The organism is Myxococcales bacterium, assembly GCA_016720545.1.
Taxonomy (GTDB): domain Bacteria; phylum Myxococcota_A; class Polyangia; order Polyangiales; family Polyangiaceae; genus JAAFHV01.
The window spans coordinates 233,705-258,069 of the sequence record JADKKK010000006.1; the positions used below are offsets into that span (position 1 = coordinate 233,705).

Annotated in this window: 18 protein-coding genes and 1 pseudogene; 10 read left to right on the forward strand and 9 right to left on the reverse strand. The window is 71.7% G+C overall.

All coding sequences use genetic code 11. The annotated features are described in order from the left end of the window. Nucleotides 1-146: 146 nt before the first annotated feature. Nucleotides 147-674 carry a hypothetical protein gene (locus tag IPQ09_14770; protein ID MBL0195459.1) on the forward strand — a complete coding sequence of 176 codons (528 nt, stop codon included), beginning with the start codon at nucleotides 147-149 and terminating at the stop codon, nucleotides 672-674. A 104-nt stretch (nucleotides 675-778) separates the two neighbouring features. Here the strand turns inward: IPQ09_14770 and IPQ09_14775 are convergent, their stop codons facing one another. Beyond that, complete coding sequence (locus IPQ09_14775) at nucleotides 779-1,699, reverse strand: UbiA prenyltransferase family protein (protein ID MBL0195460.1); 921 nt, start codon at nucleotides 1,697-1,699, stop codon at nucleotides 779-781. A gap of 126 nt (nucleotides 1,700-1,825) precedes the next feature. On the opposite strand from IPQ09_14775, the gene IPQ09_14780 reads away from it, so the two are divergent. Beyond that, nucleotides 1,826-5,599, forward strand: a complete 3,774-nt coding sequence (locus IPQ09_14780; protein ID MBL0195461.1) for a DUF3857 domain-containing protein — start codon at nucleotides 1,826-1,828, stop codon at nucleotides 5,597-5,599. A 60-nt stretch (nucleotides 5,600-5,659) separates the two neighbouring features. Here the strand turns inward: IPQ09_14780 and IPQ09_14785 are convergent, their stop codons facing one another. Continuing rightward, nucleotides 5,660-5,965 carry a DUF1232 domain-containing protein gene (locus IPQ09_14785; GenBank protein ID MBL0195462.1) on the reverse strand — a complete coding sequence of 102 codons (306 nt, stop codon included), beginning with the start codon at nucleotides 5,963-5,965 and terminating at the stop codon, nucleotides 5,660-5,662. A 91-nt stretch (nucleotides 5,966-6,056) separates the two neighbouring features. Further along, on the reverse strand, nucleotides 6,057-7,235 hold the full coding sequence (locus IPQ09_14790) for a DUF2914 domain-containing protein (GenBank protein ID MBL0195463.1): 1,179 nt from the start codon (nucleotides 7,233-7,235) through the stop codon (nucleotides 6,057-6,059). 171 nt (nucleotides 7,236-7,406) lie between these two features. On the opposite strand from IPQ09_14790, the gene IPQ09_14795 reads away from it, so the two are divergent. After that, the gene (locus IPQ09_14795) at nucleotides 7,407-10,304 is read left to right on the forward strand and encodes a hypothetical protein (GenBank protein ID MBL0195464.1); all 2,898 of its coding nucleotides are present in this window, start codon (nucleotides 7,407-7,409) and stop codon (nucleotides 10,302-10,304) included. Between the two features lie 109 nt (nucleotides 10,305-10,413). On the opposite strand, the gene IPQ09_14800 is transcribed toward IPQ09_14795, so the two are convergent. Together IPQ09_14800 and IPQ09_14805 are read right to left on the reverse strand one after the other, a co-directional pair. Then, the gene (locus tag IPQ09_14800) at nucleotides 10,414-11,442 is read right to left on the reverse strand and encodes a flippase-like domain-containing protein (GenBank protein MBL0195465.1); all 1,029 of its coding nucleotides are present in this window, start codon (nucleotides 11,440-11,442) and stop codon (nucleotides 10,414-10,416) included. An 11-nt stretch (nucleotides 11,443-11,453) separates the two neighbouring features. After that, on the reverse strand, nucleotides 11,454-12,485 hold the full coding sequence (locus IPQ09_14805) for a hypothetical protein (GenBank protein MBL0195466.1): 1,032 nt from the start codon (nucleotides 12,483-12,485) through the stop codon (nucleotides 11,454-11,456). Nucleotides 12,486-12,622: 137 nt separating this feature from the next. Here IPQ09_14805 and IPQ09_14810 point away from each other — a divergent pair, with 137 nt between their 5' ends. Beyond that, entirely contained in the window at nucleotides 12,623-12,808 is a 186-nt protein-coding gene (locus tag IPQ09_14810; protein MBL0195467.1) for a hypothetical protein, read from the forward strand. An 84-nt stretch (nucleotides 12,809-12,892) separates the two neighbouring features. Beyond that, entirely contained in the window at nucleotides 12,893-13,216 is a 324-nt protein-coding gene (locus tag IPQ09_14815) for a hypothetical protein (GenBank protein ID MBL0195468.1), read from the forward strand. A gap of 508 nt (nucleotides 13,217-13,724) precedes the next feature. On the opposite strand, the gene IPQ09_14820 is transcribed toward IPQ09_14815, so the two are convergent. The 3 genes from IPQ09_14820 to IPQ09_14830 all read right to left on the reverse strand — a co-directional run bounded on the left by IPQ09_14820 (nucleotide 13,725) and on the right by IPQ09_14830 (nucleotide 16,100). Beyond that, nucleotides 13,725-14,582, reverse strand: a complete 858-nt coding sequence (locus IPQ09_14820) for an SDR family oxidoreductase (GenBank protein MBL0195469.1) — start codon at nucleotides 14,580-14,582, stop codon at nucleotides 13,725-13,727. A 69-nt stretch (nucleotides 14,583-14,651) separates the two neighbouring features. Further along, on the reverse strand, nucleotides 14,652-15,242 hold the full coding sequence (locus IPQ09_14825) for an N-acetyltransferase (GenBank protein ID MBL0195470.1): 591 nt from the start codon (nucleotides 15,240-15,242) through the stop codon (nucleotides 14,652-14,654). Nucleotides 15,243-15,362: 120 nt separating this feature from the next. Then, nucleotides 15,363-16,100: a ribonuclease HI gene (locus IPQ09_14830; GenBank protein ID MBL0195471.1), complete on the reverse strand. Its 738-nt coding sequence runs from the start codon at nucleotides 16,098-16,100 to the stop codon at nucleotides 15,363-15,365. Nucleotides 16,101-16,202: 102 nt separating this feature from the next. On the opposite strand from IPQ09_14830, the pseudogene IPQ09_14835 reads away from it, so the two are divergent. The 3 genes and pseudogenes from IPQ09_14835 to IPQ09_14845 all read left to right on the forward strand — a co-directional run bounded on the left by IPQ09_14835 (nucleotide 16,203) and on the right by IPQ09_14845 (nucleotide 20,155). Continuing rightward, a pseudogene (locus IPQ09_14835) lies at nucleotides 16,203-17,740 on the forward strand (2,3-bisphosphoglycerate-independent phosphoglycerate mutase). Nucleotides 17,741-17,747: 7 nt separating this feature from the next. Next, a complete protein-coding gene (locus IPQ09_14840; protein ID MBL0195472.1) occupies nucleotides 17,748-19,178 on the forward strand; it encodes a serine/threonine protein kinase in 1,431 nt (476 codons plus the stop codon). After that, nucleotides 19,175-20,155, forward strand: a complete 981-nt coding sequence (locus IPQ09_14845; protein MBL0195473.1) for a LysM domain-containing protein — start codon at nucleotides 19,175-19,177, stop codon at nucleotides 20,153-20,155. The genes IPQ09_14840 and IPQ09_14845 overlap by 4 nt, the downstream gene beginning before the upstream one ends. A 40-nt stretch (nucleotides 20,156-20,195) precedes the next feature. On the opposite strand, the gene IPQ09_14850 is transcribed toward IPQ09_14845, so the two are convergent. After that, nucleotides 20,196-22,160 (reverse strand): hypothetical protein, encoded by a 1,965-nt coding sequence (locus IPQ09_14850; GenBank protein ID MBL0195474.1) that lies wholly within the window; start codon nucleotides 22,158-22,160, stop codon nucleotides 20,196-20,198. Between the two features lie 224 nt (nucleotides 22,161-22,384). Here IPQ09_14850 and IPQ09_14855 point away from each other — a divergent pair, with 224 nt between their 5' ends. Beyond that, the gene (locus tag IPQ09_14855) at nucleotides 22,385-22,699 is read left to right on the forward strand and encodes a hypothetical protein (protein MBL0195475.1); all 315 of its coding nucleotides are present in this window, start codon (nucleotides 22,385-22,387) and stop codon (nucleotides 22,697-22,699) included. Nucleotides 22,700-22,852: 153 nt separating this feature from the next. Further along, a complete protein-coding gene (locus IPQ09_14860) occupies nucleotides 22,853-24,274 on the forward strand; it encodes a hypothetical protein (GenBank protein ID MBL0195476.1) in 1,422 nt (473 codons plus the stop codon). Nucleotides 24,275-24,365 lie beyond the last annotated feature (91 nt).

Here is a 24,365-nt window from a genome sequence, read left to right on the forward strand (position 1 = left end):
TCGGCGCGGGGTGGCGCTTCCCGCGGACTACGCCAAGACTGGCGCAGGTACGCCACTTGTGGCGCGCCAAGACTGGCGCAGGGTCTGCCACCGACGCCACAAATCCCGGTGACCGTGCTGGCACCATTCCTGCCTAGAGCGTTGGCATGAACCAGCCCCCACGCAGCGAAGAGCGCGATCCCGCCGAGCGGCCTACGCGCCGGTTCCCCCGGCCGGTCGTGGTGCAGGAGACCCCCATCCCGCCGTCGGCGAAGCTCCCCTCTCTCGCCGACGACGCGGCGTCTCAGGCGCCCCCCGTGCCCGACGCTCCGCCCGTGCCGGACGGGGCCGCGACCTCGCCGGCCGAGACCGACAAGACCCTCGTGTTCGCGACCCTCGAGGACCGCGGCTGGGCCTGGCGCGACGGCGCCCTCTACGCGCCCAACGAGACCCTCTGGCTCGAGCCGGCTGCCCCTTGGAATGGGCATCTCCGCGCCTTCCGCGCGCGCGTCGCCGCCCGCGCGAGCCGCATCATGATGACCGACGTGGCCGGAGACACCGCCCGGGCGATCGAGACCGAGCGCGCGCTCTCCGACACGCTCAGCCTCGTCGCTGCCCTCGATACGCTGCTGGTGACGCGCGGTCTCCGTGGGGGCGCAGGCACGCGGCGCGGTGCTCGCTCGCTTGGGCTGTGATTTGGGTGTGGGCGTGCACGTCTGTGCAAGCGCGTGCACAGCAGCGCGTCCTCGTCCCGGTTCCGAGCGCTGGGCTGGTGACCACGGCGCGCCGGACGTGTCGGTCAGTCCGCCGGGTGGAGCCGGTAGACCACCGCCACGACCACGACCACCCACAGCACCAGGTTGAGCACGAAGGGCATGTCGCGAAGCATGTCCTGCGTGGGCGACTCGGCGCGCTTGCCCGCGCCCGCCTTGCCCGACACGAGCATGAGGAAGCGCAAAATGCCGAACAAGGTGAACGGCGCCGTCATCCAGAGGCTGTCCGACTTGAAGAAGGCGCGCGTCGCCGGGTCGAGCGTGTAGGCCACGTACGTGATCGCCGTCGCCGTGCCGGTGATGCCCAGTGCGACGTTGAGCGAGGTCTTGGAGTAAGCCTCCAGGGCCGAGCGCTGCTTGCCCGCGTGCTCGCCCTCCAGCTCGTGTCGGCGCTTGCCGAAGCCGAGGAAGAGCGCGAGCAGCGCCGTGCAGGCGATCATGTAGGTGGAGATCTTCGGCGTGTGAGTGGCGTAGCCGCCCGCGAGCACTCGCAGCACGAACCCGAACGCGATGAGGCCCACGTCGAGGAACGCCACCTTCTTCAGCTTGAAGCTGTAGGCGAGGTTCTCGAGGAAATAGACCAGCGCGACCGCCGCGAAGCGCACGTCGAGCCGGAGGGCCACGCCGAGCGACACGATCACCAGGGAGGCCGCCATGATCTTGGCCATGCCCTCGGGCACCTCGCCGCTGGCGATCGGGCGCTCCCGCTTGACCGGGTGAATGCGGTCCTGCTCGACGTCGACGAGGTCGTTGATGGTGTAGACGGCGCCGGCGAGCAGGCAGAAGACGAACGTGGCGATGAGCGCGCGCCCCGTGACCACCAAGTTCAGCGCCGGGACGCCGTTCGCCGAGACGAACACGTCCCGGTGGAAGAACATGGGCGCCAGCACGAACAGGTTCTTGACCCACTGGTGCGGGCGAATCGTCTTGAGCAGGCCTCGGACCATGCGAGCCGATCGGTATACCAACGCTGGCCCACGGCGGGCCAAACATTCGCGCGGCGCGGCCCGAAAACGACCGCTTGGGGCAAGCCCTCCTTGACGTGACCGCGGTGCGGGGCCGAAAACCTTGGGGTGAAGTCCCGAACCGTCCGTCCCGCGGGGGCGCAGTCAAGCGCCCGTCGCGCGGGGCTCGCCCTCGTCCTCTCCGCGTGCGCCTCGGCGCTGGTCGCGCCCGCGCCGCGGGTCGCCGCCGCCGCCGCCGGATCCGCTCCAGGCGCGCGCCTCGGCGACCGCCTCGACAAGCTCGGGCGTCTCCGGGACGAGGCTCACAGGGCGCAGGGCCCGCGGGTCTACGCCGCGCTGCGCTCGCTTTGGCTCGAGTACGACCAAGGCGATCCGGCCGAGCTCGAGGAGGCCCTCCGGGAGCTCGCGAGCGATCGCGCGCTCTCCCCGCCGGCCCGCGTGTACGCCGGGCTGCTCGAGGCGTACGCGCGCCGTCGCCGCGGAGACTTCGATGGGGCCCGCGCGCAGGTCTCGGGGCTCGGGTACGTCGGAAAGTGGCTCGTGGCGGGCCCGTTCGACAACGAGGGAAAGGCCGGCTTCGCGCGCGCGTTCGGCCCGGAGCAAGACCTCCGCGAGCCGCTCTCCTTCGGACGCACGTACGACGGCAAGGAGCGCCCCGTACGCTGGCGCGCCGTCCCCGACGTGGCCCAGTTCGGGTGGCTCGACGCCGGCGCCCTCGTGCGCCCCTCCGAGAAGTCGTGCGTGTACGCGGCCTCTTTCGTGCAGGATACACGCAAAGGCCAGGGCGCGCGCACCGTGTCGCTGTGGCTCGGCAGCGCGGGCGCCACCAAGGTGTTCTGGAACGGCGAGGCCGTCCTCGAGGACACGAAGTATCGCTCGCTCGACGCGGAGCGCTTCGCGACGCGCGTGCTGCTCCGCGAGGGCGCGAACCGCCTCACGGTGAAGACCTGCGGCGACGAGGACGGCGCCATCTTCTCGCTCCGCGTGGGCGCGGCCGACGGCGGCGTCGACCCCTTCGTTCGCGCTTCGGCCGATCCGGCTCTGGCGAGCGAGGCGGCCGCGCAGCGCTTCAAGAAGGACGCGACGAAGGTCGCCGGCGGCACCCTCGAGGGCCCGATCACCGCGTTCGAGCGGCTCGCCAAAGGCGAAGACCCCGCGCTCCTGGAGGCCTACGCCCGCTACCTCTCGCTCACCGCCTCCGACGATCCGGCCGAGCACGCCGCCCGCGCGCACGCCCGCAAGGCCGCCGACAAGGCGCCCACGATCGCGCGCCTCTTGCTCGCGGGCGAGCTCACCGAGGGTCGCAACCAGACCGCCACGTTCCTCGATCGCGCCGAAGAGCTCGTCCGCAAGGGCGGCACCAACGTCCCGATCGACGAGCGCGTCGACGTGCTCCTCGCCCGCGCCGCCCACGCTCGCTCGGGCGCCAACTTCCGCGACGCGATCCCGTCGTACGACAAGGTGCTCGGGCTCGACCCCGACAACGTGCGCGCCACGCTCGCGCGCGTCGAGCTCTACTCCGAGGCGAACCTGAAGGAGACGGCCCTCGCGCTGCTCGAGCGCGCCCTCTCCCGCCGCCCGAAGTCTGTCGCGCTGCTCCGCGCGACGGCGAGCTCGCTCGAGGAGCTGAGCCGCACGAGCGAGGCGGAGGCGGTCGAAGATCGCTACGCCGCCCTGCGCTTCGACGATCCCCACATCGCGCAGGGCAAGCTCGACGTCGCGCTCGCGCGGCGCGACCGGGCCGCTGCCGGGCACTGGGTCGATCGCCTCCTCGCCGCCAACCCCGACAGCGCCCTCACCCTCGGGCACGCAGCCCGCGCGTACGTCGCGCTCGGCGATCGCCCGAAGGCCGTCGCCTCGTACCGCCGGGCCCTCGAGCTCGCCCCCGAGGACACCGACGCGATGCGCGCGCTCGCCAACGTGTACGCCGTGGGGGGCTCCACGGAAGAGCAGCTCCGCCTCCTCCGCAAGGTGCTCGAGCTCCGCCCTCAGGAGAAAGACGTGCGCGAGTACGTCGCCCACACCGAGCCCGAGAAGCCCCGCCCCGACGAGGTCTACACGCGCCCGGCGAAGGAGTTCCTCGCCCTGCGCGGCGCGCCCGCCTTGGGCCGCGACCGGCGCACGTTGGTCGATCTCCAAGTGACCACGGTGTTCCCCAACGGGCTCGCCAGCCGCTACCACCAGGTGGTCTACCAGCCGCTCACCGACGCGGCCGCGGCGCAGGGCCGCGAGTACGCGTTCGGCTTCGAGGCCGACACCGAGACCGTGCAGCTCCGCGGCGCGCGCGTGTACCGCAAGAACGGCCAGGTCGACGAGGCCGCCGAGAGCGGCGACGGCCCGGCCGACAACCCGCAGATCGCGATGTACACGAGCCAGCGGGTCTATTACGTGCACTTTCCACGTTTGTTCCCCGGCGACGTGGTCGAGCTGCTCTACCGCACCGAAGACGTCGCGCCACGCAACGCCTTCGCCGACTACTTCGGCGAGGTCGTCTACATGCAGAGCCAGGAGCCCGTCTCGTACGCCGAGTACGTGCTCATGACCCCCAAGTCACGCACGTTCCATTTCAACCAGCCGGCCATCCCCGGGGTGGTGCGCACGGCCGCCGAGCAGGGCGATCAGCGGATCGAGCGCTTCGTCGCGCGGGACCTCGCCCCCGTCGACCCCGAGCCGCTCCAGCCCCCGTTCGCGTCGTTCCTCGGGCACGTCCACGTGTCCACGTACAAATCCTGGGACGACATGGGCAAGTGGTACTGGGGCCTCGTCAAGGACCAGTTCGTCGCGGACGACGAGGTGAAGCGCCGCGTCGCCGAGGTGACCCGCGGCCTCACCACCGAGGCCGAGAAGGTGCGCGCCATCTACGACTACGTGGTCCAGCGCACCCGCTACGTGGCCCTCGAGTTCGGCATCCACGGCTTCAAGCCCTACCGCTGCGCGCAGATCTTCGCGCGCGGCTTCGGCGACTGCAAAGACAAGGCGACCCTCATCGTCACCATGCTGAAGGAGGCGGGCATCCCCTCCACCATCGTGATCCTGCGCACGGGCATGCGCGGCGACTTCGAGTCGTCGCCCGCGAGCCTCGCGCCCTTCGATCACGCCATCGCCTACGTGCCCTCGCTCGACCTCTACCTCGACGGGACCGCCGAGTTCACGGGGTCGCGCGAGCTGCCCTCGATGGACCGCGGCGCGCTCGGCCTGCGCATCCACGAGGGCAAGCCCGTGCTCGTGCACCTGCCGGAGCCCCCACCAGAGGAGAGCGTCACCTCACGGAAGGTCGAGGCCACCCTCGCGGCCGACGGCTCGGCGCAGCTCGAGTGGCGCGCCGACGTGACCGGCGTCCACGCCGGCAGCTGGCGAGGCCGCTACAACTCGCTCTCCACGCAGAAGAAGCGGGTGCAAGAGGACCTCGCGAACGAGTTCCCCGGGCTCGAGCTCGCGCAGGTGACCGCCAACGACCTCGAGAAGATCGAGGAGCCCGTGGCCGTTCGCGCGCGCGGCAAGGTCTCGCAGCTCGCGCGCAAGGACGGGAACACCATGACGGTGTCCGCCGGTCCCCGCGAGCACATGGTCCGCGAGTACGCGACCCTCTCGGCGCGCAAGCGCGACCTCCGCATCTTCGCGCTCACCGCCGACGAGACCGAGACCACGCTCCACCTGCCGGCGGGCGCGAAGATCACGGGTCAGCCCCGCGCCGCGAGGGGCGACGCTCCGTTCGGCTCCTACCAGGTCGAGGTGGAGATCTCCGGGGCCCGGGTTCGAACGAAGACCCGCGTCGCGCTGAAGAAGTCCCGCATCGCAGCCGCCGAGTACCCGGCCTTCCGCGCCTTCTGCGAGGAGGTCGACCGGGCGCTCGGCCAGCGCGTCACCTACACCCGGAACTGACCTCGGCGCCCCGACCAGGCAGGCTCGCGGAGGAATAGGTCGGTTGTAACGGGGCGGCGATCAGCCGGCCGTGAGCGCCGCGACCTCGCGGTACTTCGCGGTGACCCGCGCGAGGTGGCCGAGGGCGAGGGCGACCACGCCGACGTCGTCGAGCCAGCCCAGCACGGGGACGATCGCCTCGGGGATGAGGTCGACCGGCATGACCACGTAGACCACCGCGAAGAGCACGAAGGCCTTGCCGAAGAACGACGCGTCCTTGTCGCCGAAGTAGCGCTTCACGGCCGACAGGCGGCCGACCTTGGCGAGCGAGACGCCATGAGAGGAGCGGGCGGGAGAGACGAGGGAAGCGCGAGACACGGTCGACATGCGGGGCCTCCTTCAGCGAGTGCTCCCAAGAACCTAAGGCGCCGCGCGGCGGGTGCAAGAGCGCGCGTCCTCGGGCCCGTGGCGAGCGCGCTCACTCCTCGACGACGAACGTGGCGCGCCCGACGAGCTGGCCGTCCTCGGTCTCCACGTCGACCGACCACGCGCCCACGAGCTGCGCGGGCAGGTTGTCGCCCGAGAGCCGCGAGCGCAGGCGCACCGAGCCGGCGGGCCCCGGTACGCGCGAGGTCTCCTCGTGCGCGCGCACGACCTCGTGCCCGTTGTGGCGCCACACGTGCCGCAGACGATCGCCCCGCCCGCCGGGCACGACCACGTCGGTGACGGCCTGGAGCTGCTGGATGACCGAGGGGTGCAGCGCCCGCACCTCCATCGCGAGCCGGCCGTCCGCGAGCGTCATGGGCCCGACCGAGGCGCGCGACAGGTGCATGGGCACCGGAGGGATGAACGTGCGCGCGGCGTACGCGACCAGCACCGCGAGGGCCGCCGACGTGCCGATCGCGACCTGCACGCCGCGCCTCCGGTACGCGGCGAGCTCGAGGTTCATCGTCCAGAACGCGAGGGTCGTGACGCCCGCGGCGATCATCAGCGACGTGAGCGTGCGGGTGTCGGGGAAGAGCGCCGGCACGATGAGGTTCACGCAGCCGAAGAGCGCGACGCCGTGGAAGACCGACGCGAGCGCCACCCAGCGCAACAGCACCCGGTCGAACACCACGTCGAGCGTGGAGAGCAGCGCGCACGCCGCCACGAGCACCACGAACCACCCGTTCCGCGAGTCGAGCGTGGTCGACTTCCAATAGAAGGGCAGCAGGAAGAACAGCATGCCCTGGTAGAGGTTCTTCAGCGCGTAGGTGAGCGCGTAAAACCGGAGCTTGGTCTTGGTCTCCGCGCCCTCGAGCGAGGCCTGGCGCTTCCCCGAGCCGTGGAGGCGGAAGAACAGCAGCACGAGCAGCCACGCGCCCCCGGCCGAGATCGCGAGGAGGCGGGCTTGCTGGAAGCCCTTCTGCGCGAACAGCACGACGCCGGTGCCGAGGCACAGCGCGTAGACCGAGTGCAGCCACCACAGCTTCTTGCCGTGCCGCGCGAGGAACGCGCGCACCTTGTCGCGGAGCGCGAGCGGGACCGGGGAGACCGAGCGTGGGGCCGGCGGCGGCGGCGACGGCGGGGCCGTCCGGGGCGCAGGCGCGGGCGCGACCGGCGCGACGGGGCCCGGGCCGGGGGTCTCCGCGGACGCGAGCAGCTCGCCGACGTCCATCGGCGCGCGAGGCTCGGCGTGAGGCGCGCGTTCGTCCACCCTGGCCTTGAGTTAGCGCGTTTCCGCGGGGCGGCACAGCGCGCCCTCGGGCCGGCCGCGGGGCGGCCATTACGCCGCGACATGCCTCGGGTTTTCGATTGCGCTTCGCGCGGCCGGGGACATAGTGGGGCCATGCGTACCCACCACGCGCTCGGCTCGCTGCTCGCGCTCTTGGTCCTCCCGCTCGCATGCAGCGCCCCCGTGGGCGACGAGGCGAGCGACCTCGGCCCGCCGGGCGAGGCGCGCGACCCCGAGACCGACACCCCCACGGCCGACGAGCGCGATCTGGAGCCGCTCGACGACGGACCGGTCGCTTCTCCGAATCGCCTGGCCGCCGCTCCCACCGTGACGGTCGAGCAGAACGTCACCGACACCGGCTTCGTGGGCGATCGGATCACCTGGACCGACAGCGCGAACCGCCCGCGCACGGCGTTCCTCGTGAAGAACGACGCGATCGACCCCGCGGGCGCGTACGGCGGCTACGCGCGCAAGTTCACGTACCAGCCTTCGGCCGGCGTCACGCGCACCGTCAGCGGAGGCACCACCGAGCCCGGCTTCGGCTTCGTGATGGCGCAGCGCTCCACCGACTACGCGAACATCTCGAGCAAGTACCTCGCGGGCACGCGGACGCTGCGCTCCGTGGGCGCCGGGCACGCGGTGATCGAGTACGCGTACTCCCAGCTGAAGACCAGCGCGGGGGTCGCCGTCCCCGTGCGCGCGACGGTGCAGTGGAGCTTCGTGAGCGGCCGCGACTACCCGCTCTGGACCATCACCTACGACACCTCGGCGGCCGGCGCGAACACCCTCTCGCTCGACAGCAAGTCGCCCTATGGCGCGGTCGAATACACGGGCTCCTCGGGCACGGTCGACGGCGTGGGCTGGGGCGATCGCCGCAAGTTCGCCACGACGGCCACCACCGGCCCCGTGACCCTGAGCTCGCCGTGGACCTACAGCGCCACGAACGTGGTGCCCTACGTGCGCTCGTGGAGCAACGCCACGAACAGCGAGATGGGCCTCGTGCAGACCCAGCGCACCACGCAGCACGACGCTGGCTACGGCTGGTTTTATTCGAACTGGGGCAAGACCAGCGCGACCCGCGTGATCGACGCCGGCAGCCCCGCCGGGCAGCTCATGCCCGCCTCGTGGAACTGGACGTTCCTGCTGAACCAGCACCAGCTCCCGGCCGGCACCAGCGTCAAGACCATGGGCTGGGGCATGAACTTCGGCGCGGTCGGTCAGACCTCGTTCCCGAGCTACGGGTACCAGGGCAACCTGAGCGGCTACCCCTACCAGAGCTACGGTACGTTCATCGTGCTCGGGGCCAAGGCGGCCACCACGAACCACGTCGCCCAGGTGGAGCGCCTCACCGCCGCGAGCCTGACCGCGACGCGGGGCCTCGTCATGACGGGCGGGGTCGCCGGCGTGGGCCGCGCCGACACCGTGACGTACGCCCCAGCGGGCTACAACCATGTGTATGCTACATGGGACTTGCGCGCCGAGCCCACCACGGCGGCCGCGGTGTTCACCATCGACCCGAAGGCCAAGTCGATCAAGAACCCGGTGTTCCGCGTCCTCGACTACTCGCGCGTGGCCCTCCCCACCGGCGTGCGCATGGGCACCACGAACCTCGTGGACGGGGTCGACTACGAGGCCTCGCGCGACGGCACCACGCTGTGGTTCACGCTGAAGAAGACCATCAGCACCCCCACCACGCTCGGCCTGAACGAAGACGGCGGCAACCCGGGCACGGGCCTCGACCCGTTCTACCAGCACTTCGACATCAACCACGTGCTCTCCACCGGGCAGAGCAACAGCGTGGCGAACTCGGGCACGCCGGTGCTCAGCACCACGCAGCCGTTCTCGAACCTCATGTTCAACGTCGGCGTGATGACGGCTACCAACTGCAACGGCGACGGGTGCACGGTCTACCAGACCCCCAGCTCGCTCGTGCCCCTGGTAGAGGGCGACAAGTTCCTGAGCTACTCGGTCGAGACCGCCTCGGCCGGAATCGCGAACCAAATCACGAACATCGCGCGCTCGGTATACCTCGTGGGGCAGCCGGCCGGGCGCACCAGCCACGACGTGATGGTGAGCCTGCACGGCCGCAGCGGCAACAGCTACCAGTGCCTCCGCCGCGGCGGCTGCTCGTGGCACTCGCCGAGCTACATCAAGGCGTTCGACGACGGCATGCGCCAGGTGAACGACGCGAAGGCCCTCGCGGCGGCGCGCGGCGCGAGCTACGTCGTGCGCGCGGTCACCGCGATCCACGGCGAGACCGACCACTACTACCCGGGCTTCCCGCTGGCCGGCACCGACGGCACGCCCAACAAAATCTTGAACTACTCCGACGCGCTCCTCGAGTGGCAGTCCGACTACGAGACCCAGGTGAAGGCGCGCACCGGCCAGACCCTCCCGGTGCCGCTCTTCATCTCGCAAATGAGCGGCTGGACCGACAAGCCCGCCAGCAGCATCGCCAACCTCCAGCTGGACGCGCACCAGCGGGCGCCGGGCAAGGTCGTGCTGGTCACGCCCGCCTACCCGCTGCCCTTCGCCACCGACTGCCTGCACTTCACGTCGCACAGCAACCGGCGCCTCGGCGAGTACTTCGCCAAGGCGTATCTGCGCACCGTGCTTCAAGGCAAGGCCTGGGAGCCCGTGCGCCCCACCAGCGTGACGCGGGTGGGCAACGTGCTCACCGTGAAGTTCGCGGTGCCGGTGCCGCCGCTCGTGCTCGACACGACCTTGGTCACCAACCCCGGCAACTACGGCTTCCGCTACACCGACAGCGCGTCCACCCCCGCGATCAGCAGCGTCGCCGTGACCGCCCCCGACACCGTGACGATCACCCTCGCCTCTACGCCCACGGGGTCGAACAAGCACCTCACCTACGCGCAGAACGCGCCCTCACCCGCGTGCCCGGGCCCGACCCAGGGGCCGCGCGGCAACGTGCGCGACTCGGACACGACGCCGTCGCTGTACGGGTACTCGCTCTACAACTGGTCCGTGCACTTCGACCTCACGGTGCCCTGAGCCGGCCCGGGCGGCGGTCGTCAGGCCACGCCGTTCCCTCGACGCGCTGGCCGCCACGTCCCGCGGCGCGTCGTCGCGCGTCCCGGGCGTGGCGCTCGTGCCGTGCCCGTCAGGGCGCCGGCGGGGTCTCAGCGGCGGCCGCGGCCTCGGCGGCCGTGGGGAGCGGGGCCTTCGCGCGGAGCGCGAGGTAGGGGATGACCCCGAAGACGCACGGGGCGATCTGGCCGAAGAAGAACACGTTGAACACGTCGGCGCCGTGCTGGAGCGAGACGGCCGTGAAGAGCTTCTCGAAGGCCATGTGCCCGACCCCCATGCCGGCGGCCGACACCGGCAGCATGAGGCTCAAGAGGCCGATGGGGTAGATCGTGGCGATGGCGCCGAGCGTGACCTCCTGGTGCCCGACGACCGCGGCGAGCAGCATGAAGAAGAGCATGTTGGTGCCGTGCAGGGCCATGCTGAGGCCGAGCGACGCGAGGAGCAGCGAGGGGCGCGCCGACACGAGGCGGAAGGCCGCGATGACCTTCTGCGCGAGCCGCCCCACGGGGGAGGTGCTGCCCTCCGCGACCGCCTCGAGGCGCGCACCGTAGGAGCGCATGACGAGCACGAACACCGCCGGACCCACGACGAACCCCGCGCCGAGCAGCAACACGAGGGAGATGAGCGGGCGAAAGAGCTCGTCTTGCCAGAGCGTGCGGCCGCGCACGAGCACGACGATGAGCCCGACCGTGATGAGGCCCGCGAGCCCGACCACGCGCTCCACGAAGGCGACGAGGAGCAGGCCCGCGCGGCGCTCCTTCGGCTCGTCGCGCGCGACGTAGAGCGCCTTCAGCACGTCGCCCCCCACGTTGCCGGGAATGACCACGTTGAAGAAGAGCGACACGAACTGCAGCGACACCGAGCGCCAGAAGCCTACGTGCGCTCCCGAGAGGTTCACGAGCAAGCGCCAGCGCACCGTGGCGATGAACACCGAGGCCGTGCAGAAGACCACGACGTTCAGCAGCAGCAGCCACGTGTTCTCGAGGAACACCCCGAGCGCGCGCATGTCGAGCGCGCCCTTCCGCGCGAGCCACGTGAGCAACGCGCCGGTGAACGCGAGCTTCGCGAGGAACGCGACGCGCTGCTTCGTCTTGGGGGTCATCGGCGCCGAGGCTACTCCTTCGGCCCCTCGTTGTACCCGCGCGGGCGGTGCTTGGGGTCCACGCCCTTGTGGGTCTCGCCGTTCGCGACGATGTCGTTGGTCAGCCACTCGAGCCACGAGCCCGGGTGGCGCGCGGCGATGGCGCGGAGCTCGGCGCGGGTCGCCGACTCGGGCGGCGTGGGCTCGCCGCCCTCGGCCTTCGGAGGCGTGATGAGCTTCTCGTCCCACAGGCACTGCAGGCCCAGCGACAGGAGGTTTACGTCGTTCTGGGCCATTTCGAAGCCCTTTTTGTAGTGCGGCCAGGCCTCGGGCGCGCGGTGCATGCGGCACAGCGTGTCGCCGAGGTAGATGCTCGCCATGGGCCACTCGGGCGCGAGCTCGAGCGCGATGGCGTTGGCCGCGCGCCGGGCCTCGAGGTCGCCGCGCGCGCCCTTCATGACCGAGTAGTTGAGGTGCGCCTTCGCGCTGCGCGGCACGGCCTTGCGGGTGGCGTCCCAGAAGGTGAGATCGGTCGTGTAGTCGTTCGCGTGGAGGCGCGCCGCGACGCTCTGGAAAAGGGTGAACGCCGCCACGAGGAGGCCTATCGCGTGCGCGCGGCGGAGGCCCGTCTTCTGGCGCAGGACCTCCCACGGGCCCTCGCCCGCCTCGCCCGCCTCGCCCGCGTCGACGGCGCGCGCGCGCTCGAACGCGCGCACCGCGGCGATCGCGAGCAGGACGCTGGTGCCGACCACCGGGAAGTACCAGAACCGCTCCGCCCGCACGGTGGGCAGCACGATGGGGATATTGGACACCGGAAAGTACGAGGCGACCACCCAGACGAGGCTCACCGCCACGAGGGCGCGGTAGTCGACCTGGTCGGGGGCGACCTCGAGGCTCGCGGCCGGCGCGGGCTTGGCGGGCTCCGGCTCCGCGGGCGCGGTGGCCTTCGCGGTCTCGCCCGCGTCGGAGGTCTCGACCGGCTTCGCGGTCTCGGCCGGCTTGCCTCTCCCGTCCCAGAACGAACGCAGCGCGAGCGCTGCCGCCACGGGGAATGGGAGAATCATGCAGAGTGCCCAGTACGCTCTCGGGGAACACGAGCGAGGCGGGCACCGGCTCCTGCGGTGACGAGTAGTCGCCCGACAGGGTCTTCGGGAACACGACCTGGCCGAGGCCGCGGGCGTAGACGCGGAGGGCGCCCGCGATGCGGTGGGGCGCGTCGGTCGCGGCGAGCGGGTTGTTCAACAGGTCGCGCGGCAACGTGGGCTGTCCGTACCACCGCATGAGCGCCGCGAAGGCGCGGTGCGAGGCCGAGCGACCCTCGTTCGCCGCGGCCGTGAACGCGGGCGGCACCCCCGCCGGGAAGAGCCGCCGCCGCGTCTCGACGTAGAAGACGAACGCCGCCGCGGCCGCCGCGAAGGCCACGAGCGCGCGGGCCACTCGTCGCGGCTTCTCGGGGAAGAGATCCTTCGCCGTGGCGAGCGCGAACAGCGGCACCATCGGCACGCACACGAGCGCGCTCTCCTTCGAGTACAGCCCGAACAGCGTGGCGAGGAACACGAGCGGGCCCATGGCCGGCAGCCGCGTCGTGAGCGCGAGCAGCGCGAGCAGGCACCCGAACGTACCGAACACGTCGGAGATGCCGACCACGCCGCTCACCGCCTCGGTGAGCACCGCGGAGGCCACGAGGAACATGCCCGCCAGCCACGAGACGCCCTTCCTCTTCGTGACGCGCCACACGATGAGGGTGAGGAGCGCGCCGTTCGCGCCGTGGAAGAGGACGTTCACCCAGTGGTGAAGGAACGGGTTGTGCTCGCGCGCGCCGCACATCCACAAGAAGCGCCACACGAGGTTCGGGATGGGGCGGTAGGAGCCGATGCTCCGCTCGGGCCCGAGCCCCCAGAAATCGCGGCGAAACGCGTCGAGCCAACCGAACTTCGGGTGCGCGTCGGCGACGCTCCGCACGTACGGGTTCGCGAGCAGCGCCTCTTGCTCGTCGAAGATGAAGTTCGTGCGGAACGGGTGCCGCGTGAAGAGGAACATCGACAAGAAGCAGAACGGCACGAGCGCGGCGAGGAACTGCGGATCCTCGGCGAGGAAGTATTCGCGGAGCCACCGGAACACCCGCTCGTGCACTCGAGCGCGCGGAGCGATGGCTGTGGCGACCGGAGGGGTCGTCGTCTCGACCCCCGCAGCGGGCGCGGGCGCGACGGGTGCCCCGTCGGCCTCCGCGGGTGTCGCCGGAGCGTCGCCGGGCACCTCGGGCACGCGCGCCCCGCCTTCGCCTTCGCCTTCACGCTCGAGCGTCATGTGTCCCCGGCGCGTCCGCCCTTGTCGCGCAGCGTCGCGAGCACCGCGGGCTCGGGCGCGCCGTTCGACTCGGGGATGACCCAGTTGTCGCCCCACAGGTGCGCGCCGCCGTCGATGTACCAGGTCTCGCCCGTGACGAACCAGGCGGCCTCGCTCGCGAGGTACGCGATGAGCTCGGCCACCTCCTCGGCGCAGCCGAGGCGCTTCATGGGCGTGCGCACGCGGCTCATCTCGAGCAGCTCCGGCCCGTACTGATCGGTGCCCGAGGTCTTGATGATGCCCGGCGCGACGGCGTTCACCTGCACGTTGTGCTGCGCCCACTCGACGGCGAGCGTCTTGGTCATGTTGTCGACGCCCGCGCGCGCGGCGCCAGTGTGCACCATGCCCGGGAACCCCCTGGCTATATTTGCGATAACATTCACGATTCTCCCTCGCTTCGCCGGCAACATGTGCCGCACGGCGACCGCCTGGGTCATGAAGAACGTGCCGTTCAGGTTGTTGCGGACGACCGCCTCCCACCCGCGCGGCGAGACGCTCTCGGCGCTCGTGGGGAACTGGCCCCCCGCGTTGTTGACGAGCACCGTCACGGGGCCGAGCGCGGCGCCCACCGCGTCGACGAACGCGCCGATCGCGTCGGGCTCGCGGATGTCGCACGCGTCGGCGAAGACCGTGACGCCGCGCGCCTCGAGCTCCGCGCGGGCCGCGTCGAGCTTCTCGCGCTTGCGCCCGCAGATGGCGATCTTGGCGCCGAGCTCGCCGAGCGTGTGCGCGACGGCGAGCCCGATGCCGCTACCCCCGCCGGTGATGAGGGCCACGTGGCCGTCGAAGAGGCCGGGTCGAAAGATGGTGGTCATGGGCGTCCTGCGCGGAGCGAATCGGAGCGAGCGGAGCGAGGTCGTCGGAGAGCGGCCTTCGGGTGGCGACTAGCCGCGCCGGACCACGCCATCGCGCTCGCGCACGAGCTTGTCCCCGTTCGCGGCCACGGCCACGTCGTGCTCGTCGAACGTGGCCTTGGCCCCGTCGGGGAACACATAGCCCACGATGCGCGCCGGGTTGCCCCGCACGAGCGCGAAGTCGGGCACGTCCTTCGTGACCACCGAGCCCGCCGCGACCATGGCCCACTCGCCGATGGTGACGCCACACACGATCGTGGAGTTTGCGCCCAGCGCCGCGCCCTTCTTCACGAGGGTCTTCGCCACGATCCAGTCGTCGGCGCTCTTCAGGCTGAGGTCGGGGTTCACCGCGCGCGGGCGCAGATCGTTGGTGAAGCACACGTGCGGCCCGGCGAAGACCCCCTCTTCGAGGGTGACGCCGTGGAACAGCGACACGTTGTTCTGGATCTTGCAGTTTCTGCCGATGGTGACGTCGCTGTCGACGTACACGTTCTTTCCGAAGACGCAGTTTTCGCCGATGGTGACGTTCTCGCGCACCTGGCAGAACAACCAGACCTGGGTGCCCTCGCCGAGGGTGGCCTTCTCGTGGACGACGGCGGTGGGGTGAATGCGGATGCCCATGGGGTGCGCAGCCTAGCATTCCCTCGCGGCGCTGGGCTCCCGGAAGTGCCTCGGCCCGCTCACGCGCCGGATGAGAAGAAGGCCGAGGTGTTTCAAGGCCTTGGCGTCACCTCGCGGAGGCTAGGCCGGGGCGCTGGGCGCGGACTTCGCGCCAGCCGCGCCGAGCGCCGGGAGGCGGGTGCTCTTTCGGCTCGACACGGCGAGGCGCGCGAGCTCGTCGGCGCGCTCGTTGAGCGGCACGCCGGCGTGGCCCGGCACGTACACGAGCCGCAGCCCGCGGCGCCCCTTCACGAGCGCGACCGTCTTGGCCACGAGCTCGACGTTCGCCTTCGCCTTCCACCCTTTGGTGAGCACCCCGATCGCGTATTGGCTGTCGGTGTGGACCACGAGCGCGCGGTCTGGCGCGACCGCCTCGATCGCGCGCAGGATGGCGGTGAGCTCCGCGACGTTGTTCGTGGCCGAGCCGAGGTACTCGCTCGCCTCGTGCCGCTCGCCCTCGGGGGAGGTGACCACCACGCCGAGCCCGGCGGGGCCCGGGTTCCCGGAGCAGGCGCCGTCGGTGTACGCGACGAAGGCGTCTGCCGGGATCGCAGCCGCGCTGGTCGTGGCCTTCTTCGCGGCCACGACCTTCTTCTCTTCCTTCGTGCGGGGGACGGCGTCGGCGGGCGCGCAGTGGTCGTCGGGGAGCACCTTCGCGGGGCTCACGACCGCGAGGTTGCCGGCCGCGGCCTGGTACGCGCGGCCGTCGGTGGGCTTGTAGCGGATCTCGACGCGACCGCCCGCGGAGACGAGCGCCCCGGCCTCCGAGCAGCGCGCCAACACCCGCTGACCTCGAAGCTCGGCGACCACCCAGGGCATGAGGCTTGATACCGCAAGTCTCGCGGCGTGTCCCGCGTCCGCATCGTCGCGCTCGTCAGGGCGCCGCGCGCCTACGCGTGGCGGTGGTAGAGTGCCCTGCCCATGAGCGCGCCGCGACCCCTCGTCCTCCTCATCCTCGACGGCCTCGGCGAGCGCCCCGAGACCGCAGACAACGCTGTGGCCCTCGCGCGCACGCCCGAGCTCCACGCGCTCACCGCGAGCTGCCCGCACACCACGATCGGCGCGAGCGGCCCGACGTGGGCCTGCCCCCCGGGCAGATGGGCAGCAGCGAGGTCGGGCACCTCAACTTCGGCGCCGGGCGCGTCGCGCGCATGGACATCTCGCGCATCGACATGGCGGTCTTCGACCGGTCGCTCGGCGCGAACGAGGCCATCGCGAAGGCGCTCGCCCAGGCTGCGCAAAATTCTGGAAAGATTCATCTTTTCGGCCTCCTCTCCGACGGCGGCGTGCACAGCATGAACACGCACCTCTACGCGCTCATCGACGCGGCCCATGAGGCGGGCGTTGGCGTGGTCGTGCACGCCTTCCTCGACGGCCGTGACGTGCAGCCCGGGACGGCGCCCGCGTACCTGGCCGAGCTCGAGGGGCGCCTCGCGGGCAAGGGCGTCATCGGCACCGTCAGCGGCCGCTATTACGCGATGGACCGCGACAACCGCTGGGAGCGCGTCGAGCGCGCGTACCGGGCGATCGCGCACGCCGACGCCCCGGTGGTGCAGGACGCGACGGCGGGCGCGCGCGCGAGCCTCGAGAGCGGCACGAGCGACGAGTTCGTCGAGCCCTTCGTGGTGGGCGACTACGCGGGCGTCACGGTCGGCCGCGACGTAGGCCTCTTCTTCAACTTCCGGCCCGACCGCGCCCGCGAGATCACCCGCGCTCTCGCCGCGCCCGAGCTCTCGGGCTTCGCGCGCGGCGCGGCGCCGTTCGCCGACGCGTACACGTGCATGACCCAATACGACGCGTCGCTCGGCCTCCCGGTCGCGTTCGGAAAAGAAGTACTGCCCGACATCCTCCCCGAGGTGCTGTCGCGCGCGGGCCTCAGGCAGTTTCGGTGCGCCGAGACCGAAAAATACGCCCACGTGACGTTCTTCTTCAACGGCGGGCGCGAGGAACCCTTCGCGGGTGAAGACCGCAAGCTCGTGCCCTCCCCCAAGGAGGTCGCGACCTACGATCTGAAGCCCGAGATGAGCCTCCCGGCCGTCGTCGAGGCCACGGTGGCGGCCATCCGGTCGGGCACGTACGCGTTCGTGCTCGTGAACTTCGCGAACCCCGACATGGTCGGCCACACGGGCAACCTCGCGGCGACGATCCAGGCCATCGAGGCCGTCGACGCGGGGGTAGGGCGGGTGGCGCGGGCGGTGCGCGAGGTGGGCGGCGCGCTCCTCGTCACGGCCGACCACGGCAACGCCGAGCTCATGCGCGATCCGGAGACCGGCCGGCCCCACACCGCCCACACGACCAACCGGGTGCCGTTCGTGTATCTGAACGCTGGCGATCCGGGCGCCACGCTCCGGGAGGGCGGGCGCATCGCCGACGTCGCCCCGACCGTGCTCGCGCTGCTGGGCATGCCGCAGCCCGCCGCCATGACGGGTGAGTCGCTGCTCGCGCGGACCCCAGCGTGAGGCCCGCGTGATCGAGCCCCAGTTCGCCGGCTACCGGGTCGTGGACACGATCGGCTCGGGCGCGCTCGCCACGATCTACAAGGCAGAGCAGGAGAGCCTGGGGCGCACGGTCGCCATCAAGGCCCTGAAGGGCTCGATCGCGCCCTCGTCCAGCTTCGCCGCGCAGCTCGATCGCGAGGCCAAGGTGCTCGGCGAGCTCTTCCACGCGAACGTGGTCCTGCTCGTCGACTACCGCGCCGCCGCGACGGACGAGCCCTCGTTCCTGGTGCTCGAGTACGTCGACGGCCCGAGCCTCGCGGAGCTCGTCGCGCGACGACGCGTGCTGCGCCCCGAGGCCGCGGCGGCCATCGGCTACCAAGTCGCGGAAGGCCTCGCCCACACCCACGAGCGCGGCGTCGTGCACCGCGACATCAAGCCTCAGAACGTGCTGCTCTCCCGCCGGGGAGATGTAAAGATCATTGACTTCGGCATCGCAGAGCGCGAGCGACTGCCGAGCGTGGCCGAGCCGCTCCCCGCGCGCGATGGCCCGGAGCGGAGGCACGCGGCGTTCGGGACGCCCGCGTACATGTCGCCCGAGCAAATCCTCGGCGACACGGTCGACGCGCGCAGCGACCTCTTCTCCCTCGGGGTCATCCTCTACCGCATGCTCACGGGCACGCGGCCCTTCGAAGGCGAGGCGAGCGGCGGCGTGGCCGCCCGGGTCGGCGCGCCACGCCTCCGCCGCGACGCCCCGGTGCCGTTTCGAGAGCGCGCCCCCGACGTGCCCCGCCCGCTCGAGCGGGTCGTCATGAAGCTGCTCCAGAAGAACCCGAGCGACCGCTTCTCGACGGCCCGCGAGGTCGCCGACGAGCTCGGCACCTTCCTCAGGTCGTTCTCGGGCGCCTCTCCCCAGCGCCTCGTGGTCGCCGCGCTCGTCGAGGCCGGCTACGTCAAAGACGACGTCGGGCGGCGGCCCGGCGTGTCCGACGCCTCCACGCGGCGCACCCGCAGGTCGGCGATGAGCGTGCGCGGCTCTGCGCTGGGCTTCGCCGCGATCGGCGCGGGCTTCGTGCTGTTCGCGGGGCTCTCCGAGGTGGTGGCCAGCGACTCGCGCACGGTGCGCGCCGCCGGCTCGAGGCCGCTCGAGCTCGCGCCCGCCCAGGGGGGCTCGCTGCGGGTGCTCGCGACGCCGTGGGCGGAGGTCGCCGTCGACGGCCAGTTCGTCGACACCACCCCCTTCGCCCGGTCGATCCCGCTGCCGCCTGGTCCCCACTTCGTCACCCTCACGCACCCGAACGCACGCCCCGAGAGCCGCCAAGTGCAGATCCGCTCCGGTGAGGTCGTCACGGTCGACGTGGCGCTCGACCTCGGCGAAGCCCGAGATGCAGGCACCGACGCCGACGACGCGAGCGCCTCCGCGTCGAGCGCGAGCAGCGCAGCCCCGTCGAGGGCGCCGTGACCGGCCGCCCCTTCCCGGCCCGCGGGCTACGCCTGCTGGGGTGTGCCGCCGCGGCATCCGTCGGGCTCCTCGTCGGCCATGCGGACGTCGCGGCCTTCCCCCACACGCTCCAGCCAGGCGAGACCCTCGCCCAGCTCGCGGTTGGCTACTACGGCAGCGCCCGGTTCGAGGCCGTGCTCGCCGGCGCGAACGGCCTCGACTCGCGCGGAGCGTCGGTCGTGCCGGGCATGCGCCTCGAGGTGCCCGCCCCCAGCCACCACCGCGTGGTGGAGCGCGAGACCTGGCCCGACCTCGCGGAGCGCTTCCTCGGCGATCGCCGGAGGGCCGACGCGCTCGCGAAAATGAACCACGCCGTCCCTTGGGTGCCGCCCTCGATCGCCCAGGAGATCGAGGTGCCCGCGGTGCTCGTCCACATCGCCGGCGACGACGAGAAGATGAGCACGCTCGCGGCACGCTACTTCGGCGAGCCGAACCGCTACTGGGAGCTCAACGCCTACAATTTCCGCAAGAACGACGGCTCCGCGAAGGCCGACCAGCTCGCTCGCGGCGAGGTCGTGCTCGTGCCCCTGTTCGAGCTCGTGCTCACCGAGGGCGGCAAGCGCGAGGCGCGCCGCGGCGGGCAGCGCGTGCTGAGCGAGGGCGGCGGCGAGGCGCACGTGGCGCAGCGCCGCGCCGAGACCGAGATCCCGCCCTTGCTCGCCGACGTGCGCGGCGGTCGGTACGTCGACGCGGTCGCGCGCGGCAACCGCCTGCTCGGCAGCGGAGATCTCACGCGCGCGCAGCTCGCGGTCATCCACCGCGCGCTCCTGGAGGCTTATGTGGCGCTCGACGCCTGGGGCGCGGCCGTGGGGGCGTGCACCGCGTGGCGCACGGCCAGCGAGGCGAGCGCGCCGCAGGCGCCGCGAGACGCCCCCCGGTGGGAGCTCGATCCCCGCACGGTGTCGCCTAAGATACGCGCGGCGTGCACCGGAAAATGACGAGCAGTAACGGGCGTTTGTGCCTACTTCTGGCCGGCGCCTAACGCACCGGCCTCGCGCAGCGGCCGCCGGTCTTGCCGTATTGGAACGTGACCGGCTTCCAGTTGCTGGGGTTGGCCGCGTTCCCGGCCAGATAGGCCTCGTTGTAGCGCGCGTGGCCCTCCCACGAATACCCCACGAGGGGAAGGTGCGGTAGCGGACCCTCGTGCCGAAGGACGCCGTTCACGCCCTGGCGGACGCAGGGGCTCTCGCCGGGGCCCGGGCGCGCCGACGTGTCGCAGATATCGTAGATGGCGCCCGAAGGCGTGACGGGCGGGTCAGGGACCCAGCCGGTCTCGAGCGAAGCGCCGCCGATATCCATCCAGCCGTCGCCGCTCGTCGAGGTGGCGGCCGTGACGTCCGCGGGGAAGCGCCCGGGCGCCGAGATGAGCCCCGACGCGTCGTTCTCCGAAGCCACCCCGCCCGGGTATCGGTAGTGGATGCCCTGCGCGGGCCACGTGTCCTTGGGGGTGCAGCCCGGCCAGCCCGCGATGGGGCAGTCGAACGTGCCGTTTTGCCCGTTTCGCCAGTTGAACTCGCCCGGCCCGAGCACTGAGGCCCAGGGCACGTACACGTTCGTCGCCCCGACGACCTGCGGGTTGTTTCCCCACACCTGCTGGTAGTCGGTCATCGCCGCCAGCTCGCCGCCGTCCCACGCGCAGAACGCCATGAAGAGCAGCGACATCGCGCAGTTCATGGGCTTCTCGTCCAGGGAGGCCTGCGAGAAGCGCCGGTTGCCGTTGTTGTCGATGCCGTACGCGCGGAGCGTGGCGGCGTCTTGCCAATAGGTGGGGTGGCCGTACGAGCCCGAGCCCACCCAACACCCGTCGAGCGCGTTCATCGGGTCGAGGGGGTACACGCCGAGGTGCACCGAGAGCGGGGGCTTGGCGCTGAGCGCGCTGGACGCCGGGAGGATGTCGACCACGCTGGGGTAGTTGGCTGCCAGATAGCCGAGCTGCGAGTCGGGATTGGCGGCCCCGAAGTCGTAGGCGAACTGCCGAATATTGGCCGTGCCGTAGGTCGACGTGATCCCGTCGACGAAGCGGCGCACGCGGCCTGCGGTCACCTCGTACTTGTCGAGTCGGCGCGTCGGGTCGAGCGGGAGCGGGAGCGACTTGCAGCAGCTCTCGTGGGACTCGCCGCCGGAGCCCGTCTCGCCCGCGCCGCAGGTGTCCACGCCGGACGCCGAGTCGCCCGCGCCGATGCCGCACGAGGTGCCCGCCACGCACACGCCCTTCGAGCCGCTGCACACGCCGCTGCGGCAGTCGGTCGCCACGGTGCACACCACGCCGTCATCACACCGGAGCGCGGGATCGTCCACTGCGCCCGGGCCGCCGCAGTCGCCGCCGCCGCCGGGGCCCGGGCCGCCGCCGCCGTCCGGGACGCACAGGAAGCTCGTGTCGGCGTTGCTGATCTCGCCGGGCGCGCAGGCGACGCACTCGGCCGAGGTCGCGCCCGGACCCGCGGTCGTGAGGCCGTCGCCGCACGCGCCGCAGGCCGCGCTCCCCTCGGCGTCGCTGAACTGGCCTTGAGCGCAGGGCGTGCATGTCCCGCTGCCGGCGTCCGCGAAGGTGCCCGCGGGGCACGCCGCGCACCCAGTGCTCCCCTCGAGCTCCGCGTAGAAGCCGGGGTCGCACGCGGTGCAAGCGGCGCTCCCGTCGGCGCCGGTGAAGGTGCCGGTCGGGCACGCGGTGCAGGCGGCGCTCCCCGCCTCCGAGGCCGAGCCCGCGGCGCAAGGCAGACACGCCTCGCCGCCGACCGACGAGGTGCCGGCGGCGCACAGCTGGCACCCCTCGGCGCCGTCGGGCTCCTGGCCGTCGGGGCACACCTCGCCCTCGGCCAGCGCGCTCTTTGCGCGCGCGGTCCGCGGCGCGCGGTCGGGCTCGTCGGCCGGGGTGCTGCACCCGGCGAGGGAGAGGAGAGTGACGCCCAGCACACCGACCGTTGCGAACGAAGTCAGCCGCATACTTCCAGCGGTATCAGGGGGGCGCGCAAGCGCAACTACGCGCAGCTTCGCGCCCGTCGATTCGTCGGTGCGTGTGGGCGTTCGCCGTACGCGCGCACCTCGCGCACACCTCGCGCGCACCTCGCGCACACCTCGATCACGCGTCGCTCGCGCCTCGCTCGCGTCGCGCGTGATGCTCGCCTCGAGCGCCGCCGCACACCGCCGATCTCCGCTATGCGTGGAGGATGCGCGCTCGCTCTCTGTTGCCTCCGATCGTCACGGCGCTGTGGCTCGTCGCGCTCGCGGGGTGCCCAGCGCCTCCGCCCGCCACGGCGCCGGGCGAGGGGAAGCCGGACGTGTGGCCCCCGAAGTGCGAAGAGGGTACGATCTGGCTCTATTCCGAGCCCGGGTGTGGCTCCGGTGAGCGCCGGCCCACGGGGGCGTGTGTGGCGGCGCCGCCCTGCGTGGAGGACTTCTGCTCCTGCGATCACGCCACGGTCTCCGGCTGCGGCGGCGCCCCCGAGCCGTGGGTCTCGCGCGGCGCGTGCGCCCCGAAGTGAGCCTCGCGGCGGCGCTGGCAGCGCATGCCGCGCACGAGGTACGCTGGTGAGGCGCGCGCGACGCGCCGGCGCGATGACGCCCGATCACGGGATGTCGAGACGCCGTCACGACGCGACGGCGTAAGCGGCCACGACACAAGGAGACGAGCGACGATGCGCGACGACACCCGGCGGACGGTCCTCGCGAGCGCGTCACTCGCTGCGCTGACGCTCTCGGTCGCGGGCGAGGCGCGCGCAGCGCCGCGCGACCTCGGCTTCAACGTGCACCAGTCACCGACTGTGGGCCTCGACGCCACGCGCGACGCCGGCGTGGGCTGGGTGCGCATCGACTTCAACTGGCTCGACGCACAGCCACGCAGCGCGGCCGCGTACGACTGGACCCGGTTCGACGCGCTCATCGACGGCGCGATCGCCCGGAAGCTCCGCGTCCTCGCGGTCGTGGGCTACACGCCCGCGTGGGCCTCTCAGGCCGACGCGAAAGGCGGCGGCTCGGCGAACGACGTGCCCAAGGCCGGCACGTTCGGGCCCTTCGTGACCGCGGTGGTGAACCGCTACAAGGCGAAGGTGACGCACTACGAGATCTGGAACGAGCCCAACCTCGAGCAGTTCTTCGAAGGCTCGCCGCGCGACTACATCGATCGCGTCTTCTTGCCCGGCGCCGACGCCGTCCACGCGGCGTGCCCGGCGTGCAAGGTGGTGGGGCCGGGCCTCGCCTCGATCGGGAACGAATACGGCGACTGGCTCGATCAAGTGCTGAGCGCGGGCAAGAGCAAGCTCGACATCGTGAGCGGCCACATCTACGCGGGGTTCCCGCCGCCCGCTGGCGGCGGTGGCGCTGGCACGACGTCGGACAGCTTCTTCAACAAGCTCGAGCGGCACCGCGTCGTCGAGCTCGGCGGGGTGAAGGTCTACGAGGGCTCGCGCTCGTTCAAAGAGGTCATGGATAAGCACGGCGTGACCGCGCCGTTCTGGATCACCGAGACCGGGCGCGAAGCGACCGCCGGCGACGCCACCCAAGAGGAGGCGCAGCGCGTCTACTACCGCCAAGTGCTCGAGGTCATGCTCACGCGGCCGTGGTGGACGGGCACGATCTTCTACGAGGCCTTCGACGAGCCGCCTGCTCCGTACACCTGGGGGATCGTGGTGAGCGACCCGGCCGCACCAGGTGGGTACCGGGCGAAGCCCGCGCTCGCGTTCCTGAAGAAGGTGACGAGCTCGCAGCCCGAGCTCGGAGGCAACAAGACCGACTGCGACGACGGGCTCGACAACGATCTCGACGGGCGCGTCGACTTCCCCTCCGATCGCGAGTGCGCGTCCGCCACGGGCGCCTCGGAGGGCACCGCGCCTGCTCCAGGCACCGGCAACAACGGAGGCCCCACGGGTCGAGACGCCGGCGTCCCGGCGCCGCCCGATGAAGAGGACGCGAGCCCCGGCGCGTCTCCCCCGGCCGCCGCCACGGGCGACGCGGGGGGTTGCTCGACGTCCGGCGCGGGCTCGCGGCTCGGCGCTGCCTTCGCAGCCTTTTCGGCCTTCGCGCTCGCCCTCGCCATGAGGCGGCGCCGGCGCCCCCGCTGAGCACTACAACCTTAATGGTTTCGCGCACCTCGGGTTCGCCCGGGAATTTTCCCGATTTCGGTGGGGAGATGTTCCTGGAACTTGCGTAGAA

Coding starts and splice junctions, on each gene's coding strand:
- IPQ09_14770 (MBL0195459.1), top strand. CDS start 147: ATGAACCAGCCCCCACGCAGCGAAGAGCGCGATCCCGCCGAGCGGCCT.
- IPQ09_14775 (MBL0195460.1), bottom strand. CDS start 1,699: ATGGTCCGAGGCCTGCTCAAGACGATTCGCCCGCACCAGTGGGTCAAG.
- IPQ09_14785 (MBL0195462.1), bottom strand. CDS start 5,965: ATGTCGACCGTGTCTCGCGCTTCCCTCGTCTCTCCCGCCCGCTCCTCT.
- IPQ09_14790 (MBL0195463.1), bottom strand. CDS start 7,235: ATGGACGTCGGCGAGCTGCTCGCGTCCGCGGAGACCCCCGGCCCGGGC.
- IPQ09_14795 (MBL0195464.1), top strand. CDS start 7,407: ATGCGTACCCACCACGCGCTCGGCTCGCTGCTCGCGCTCTTGGTCCTC.
- IPQ09_14800 (MBL0195465.1), bottom strand. CDS start 11,442: ATGACCCCCAAGACGAAGCAGCGCGTCGCGTTCCTCGCGAAGCTCGCG.
- IPQ09_14805 (MBL0195466.1), bottom strand. CDS start 12,485: ATGATTCTCCCATTCCCCGTGGCGGCAGCGCTCGCGCTGCGTTCGTTC.
- IPQ09_14810 (MBL0195467.1), top strand. CDS start 12,623: ATGCGGTGGGGCGCGTCGGTCGCGGCGAGCGGGTTGTTCAACAGGTCG.
- IPQ09_14820 (MBL0195469.1), bottom strand. CDS start 14,582: ATGACCACCATCTTTCGACCCGGCCTCTTCGACGGCCACGTGGCCCTC.
- IPQ09_14825 (MBL0195470.1), bottom strand. CDS start 15,242: ATGGGCATCCGCATTCACCCCACCGCCGTCGTCCACGAGAAGGCCACC.
- IPQ09_14830 (MBL0195471.1), bottom strand. CDS start 16,100: ATGCCCTGGGTGGTCGCCGAGCTTCGAGGTCAGCGGGTGTTGGCGCGC.
- IPQ09_14850 (MBL0195474.1), bottom strand. CDS start 22,160: ATGCGGCTGACTTCGTTCGCAACGGTCGGTGTGCTGGGCGTCACTCTC.
- IPQ09_14855 (MBL0195475.1), top strand. CDS start 22,385: ATGCGCGCTCGCTCTCTGTTGCCTCCGATCGTCACGGCGCTGTGGCTC.
- IPQ09_14860 (MBL0195476.1), top strand. CDS start 22,853: ATGCGCGACGACACCCGGCGGACGGTCCTCGCGAGCGCGTCACTCGCT.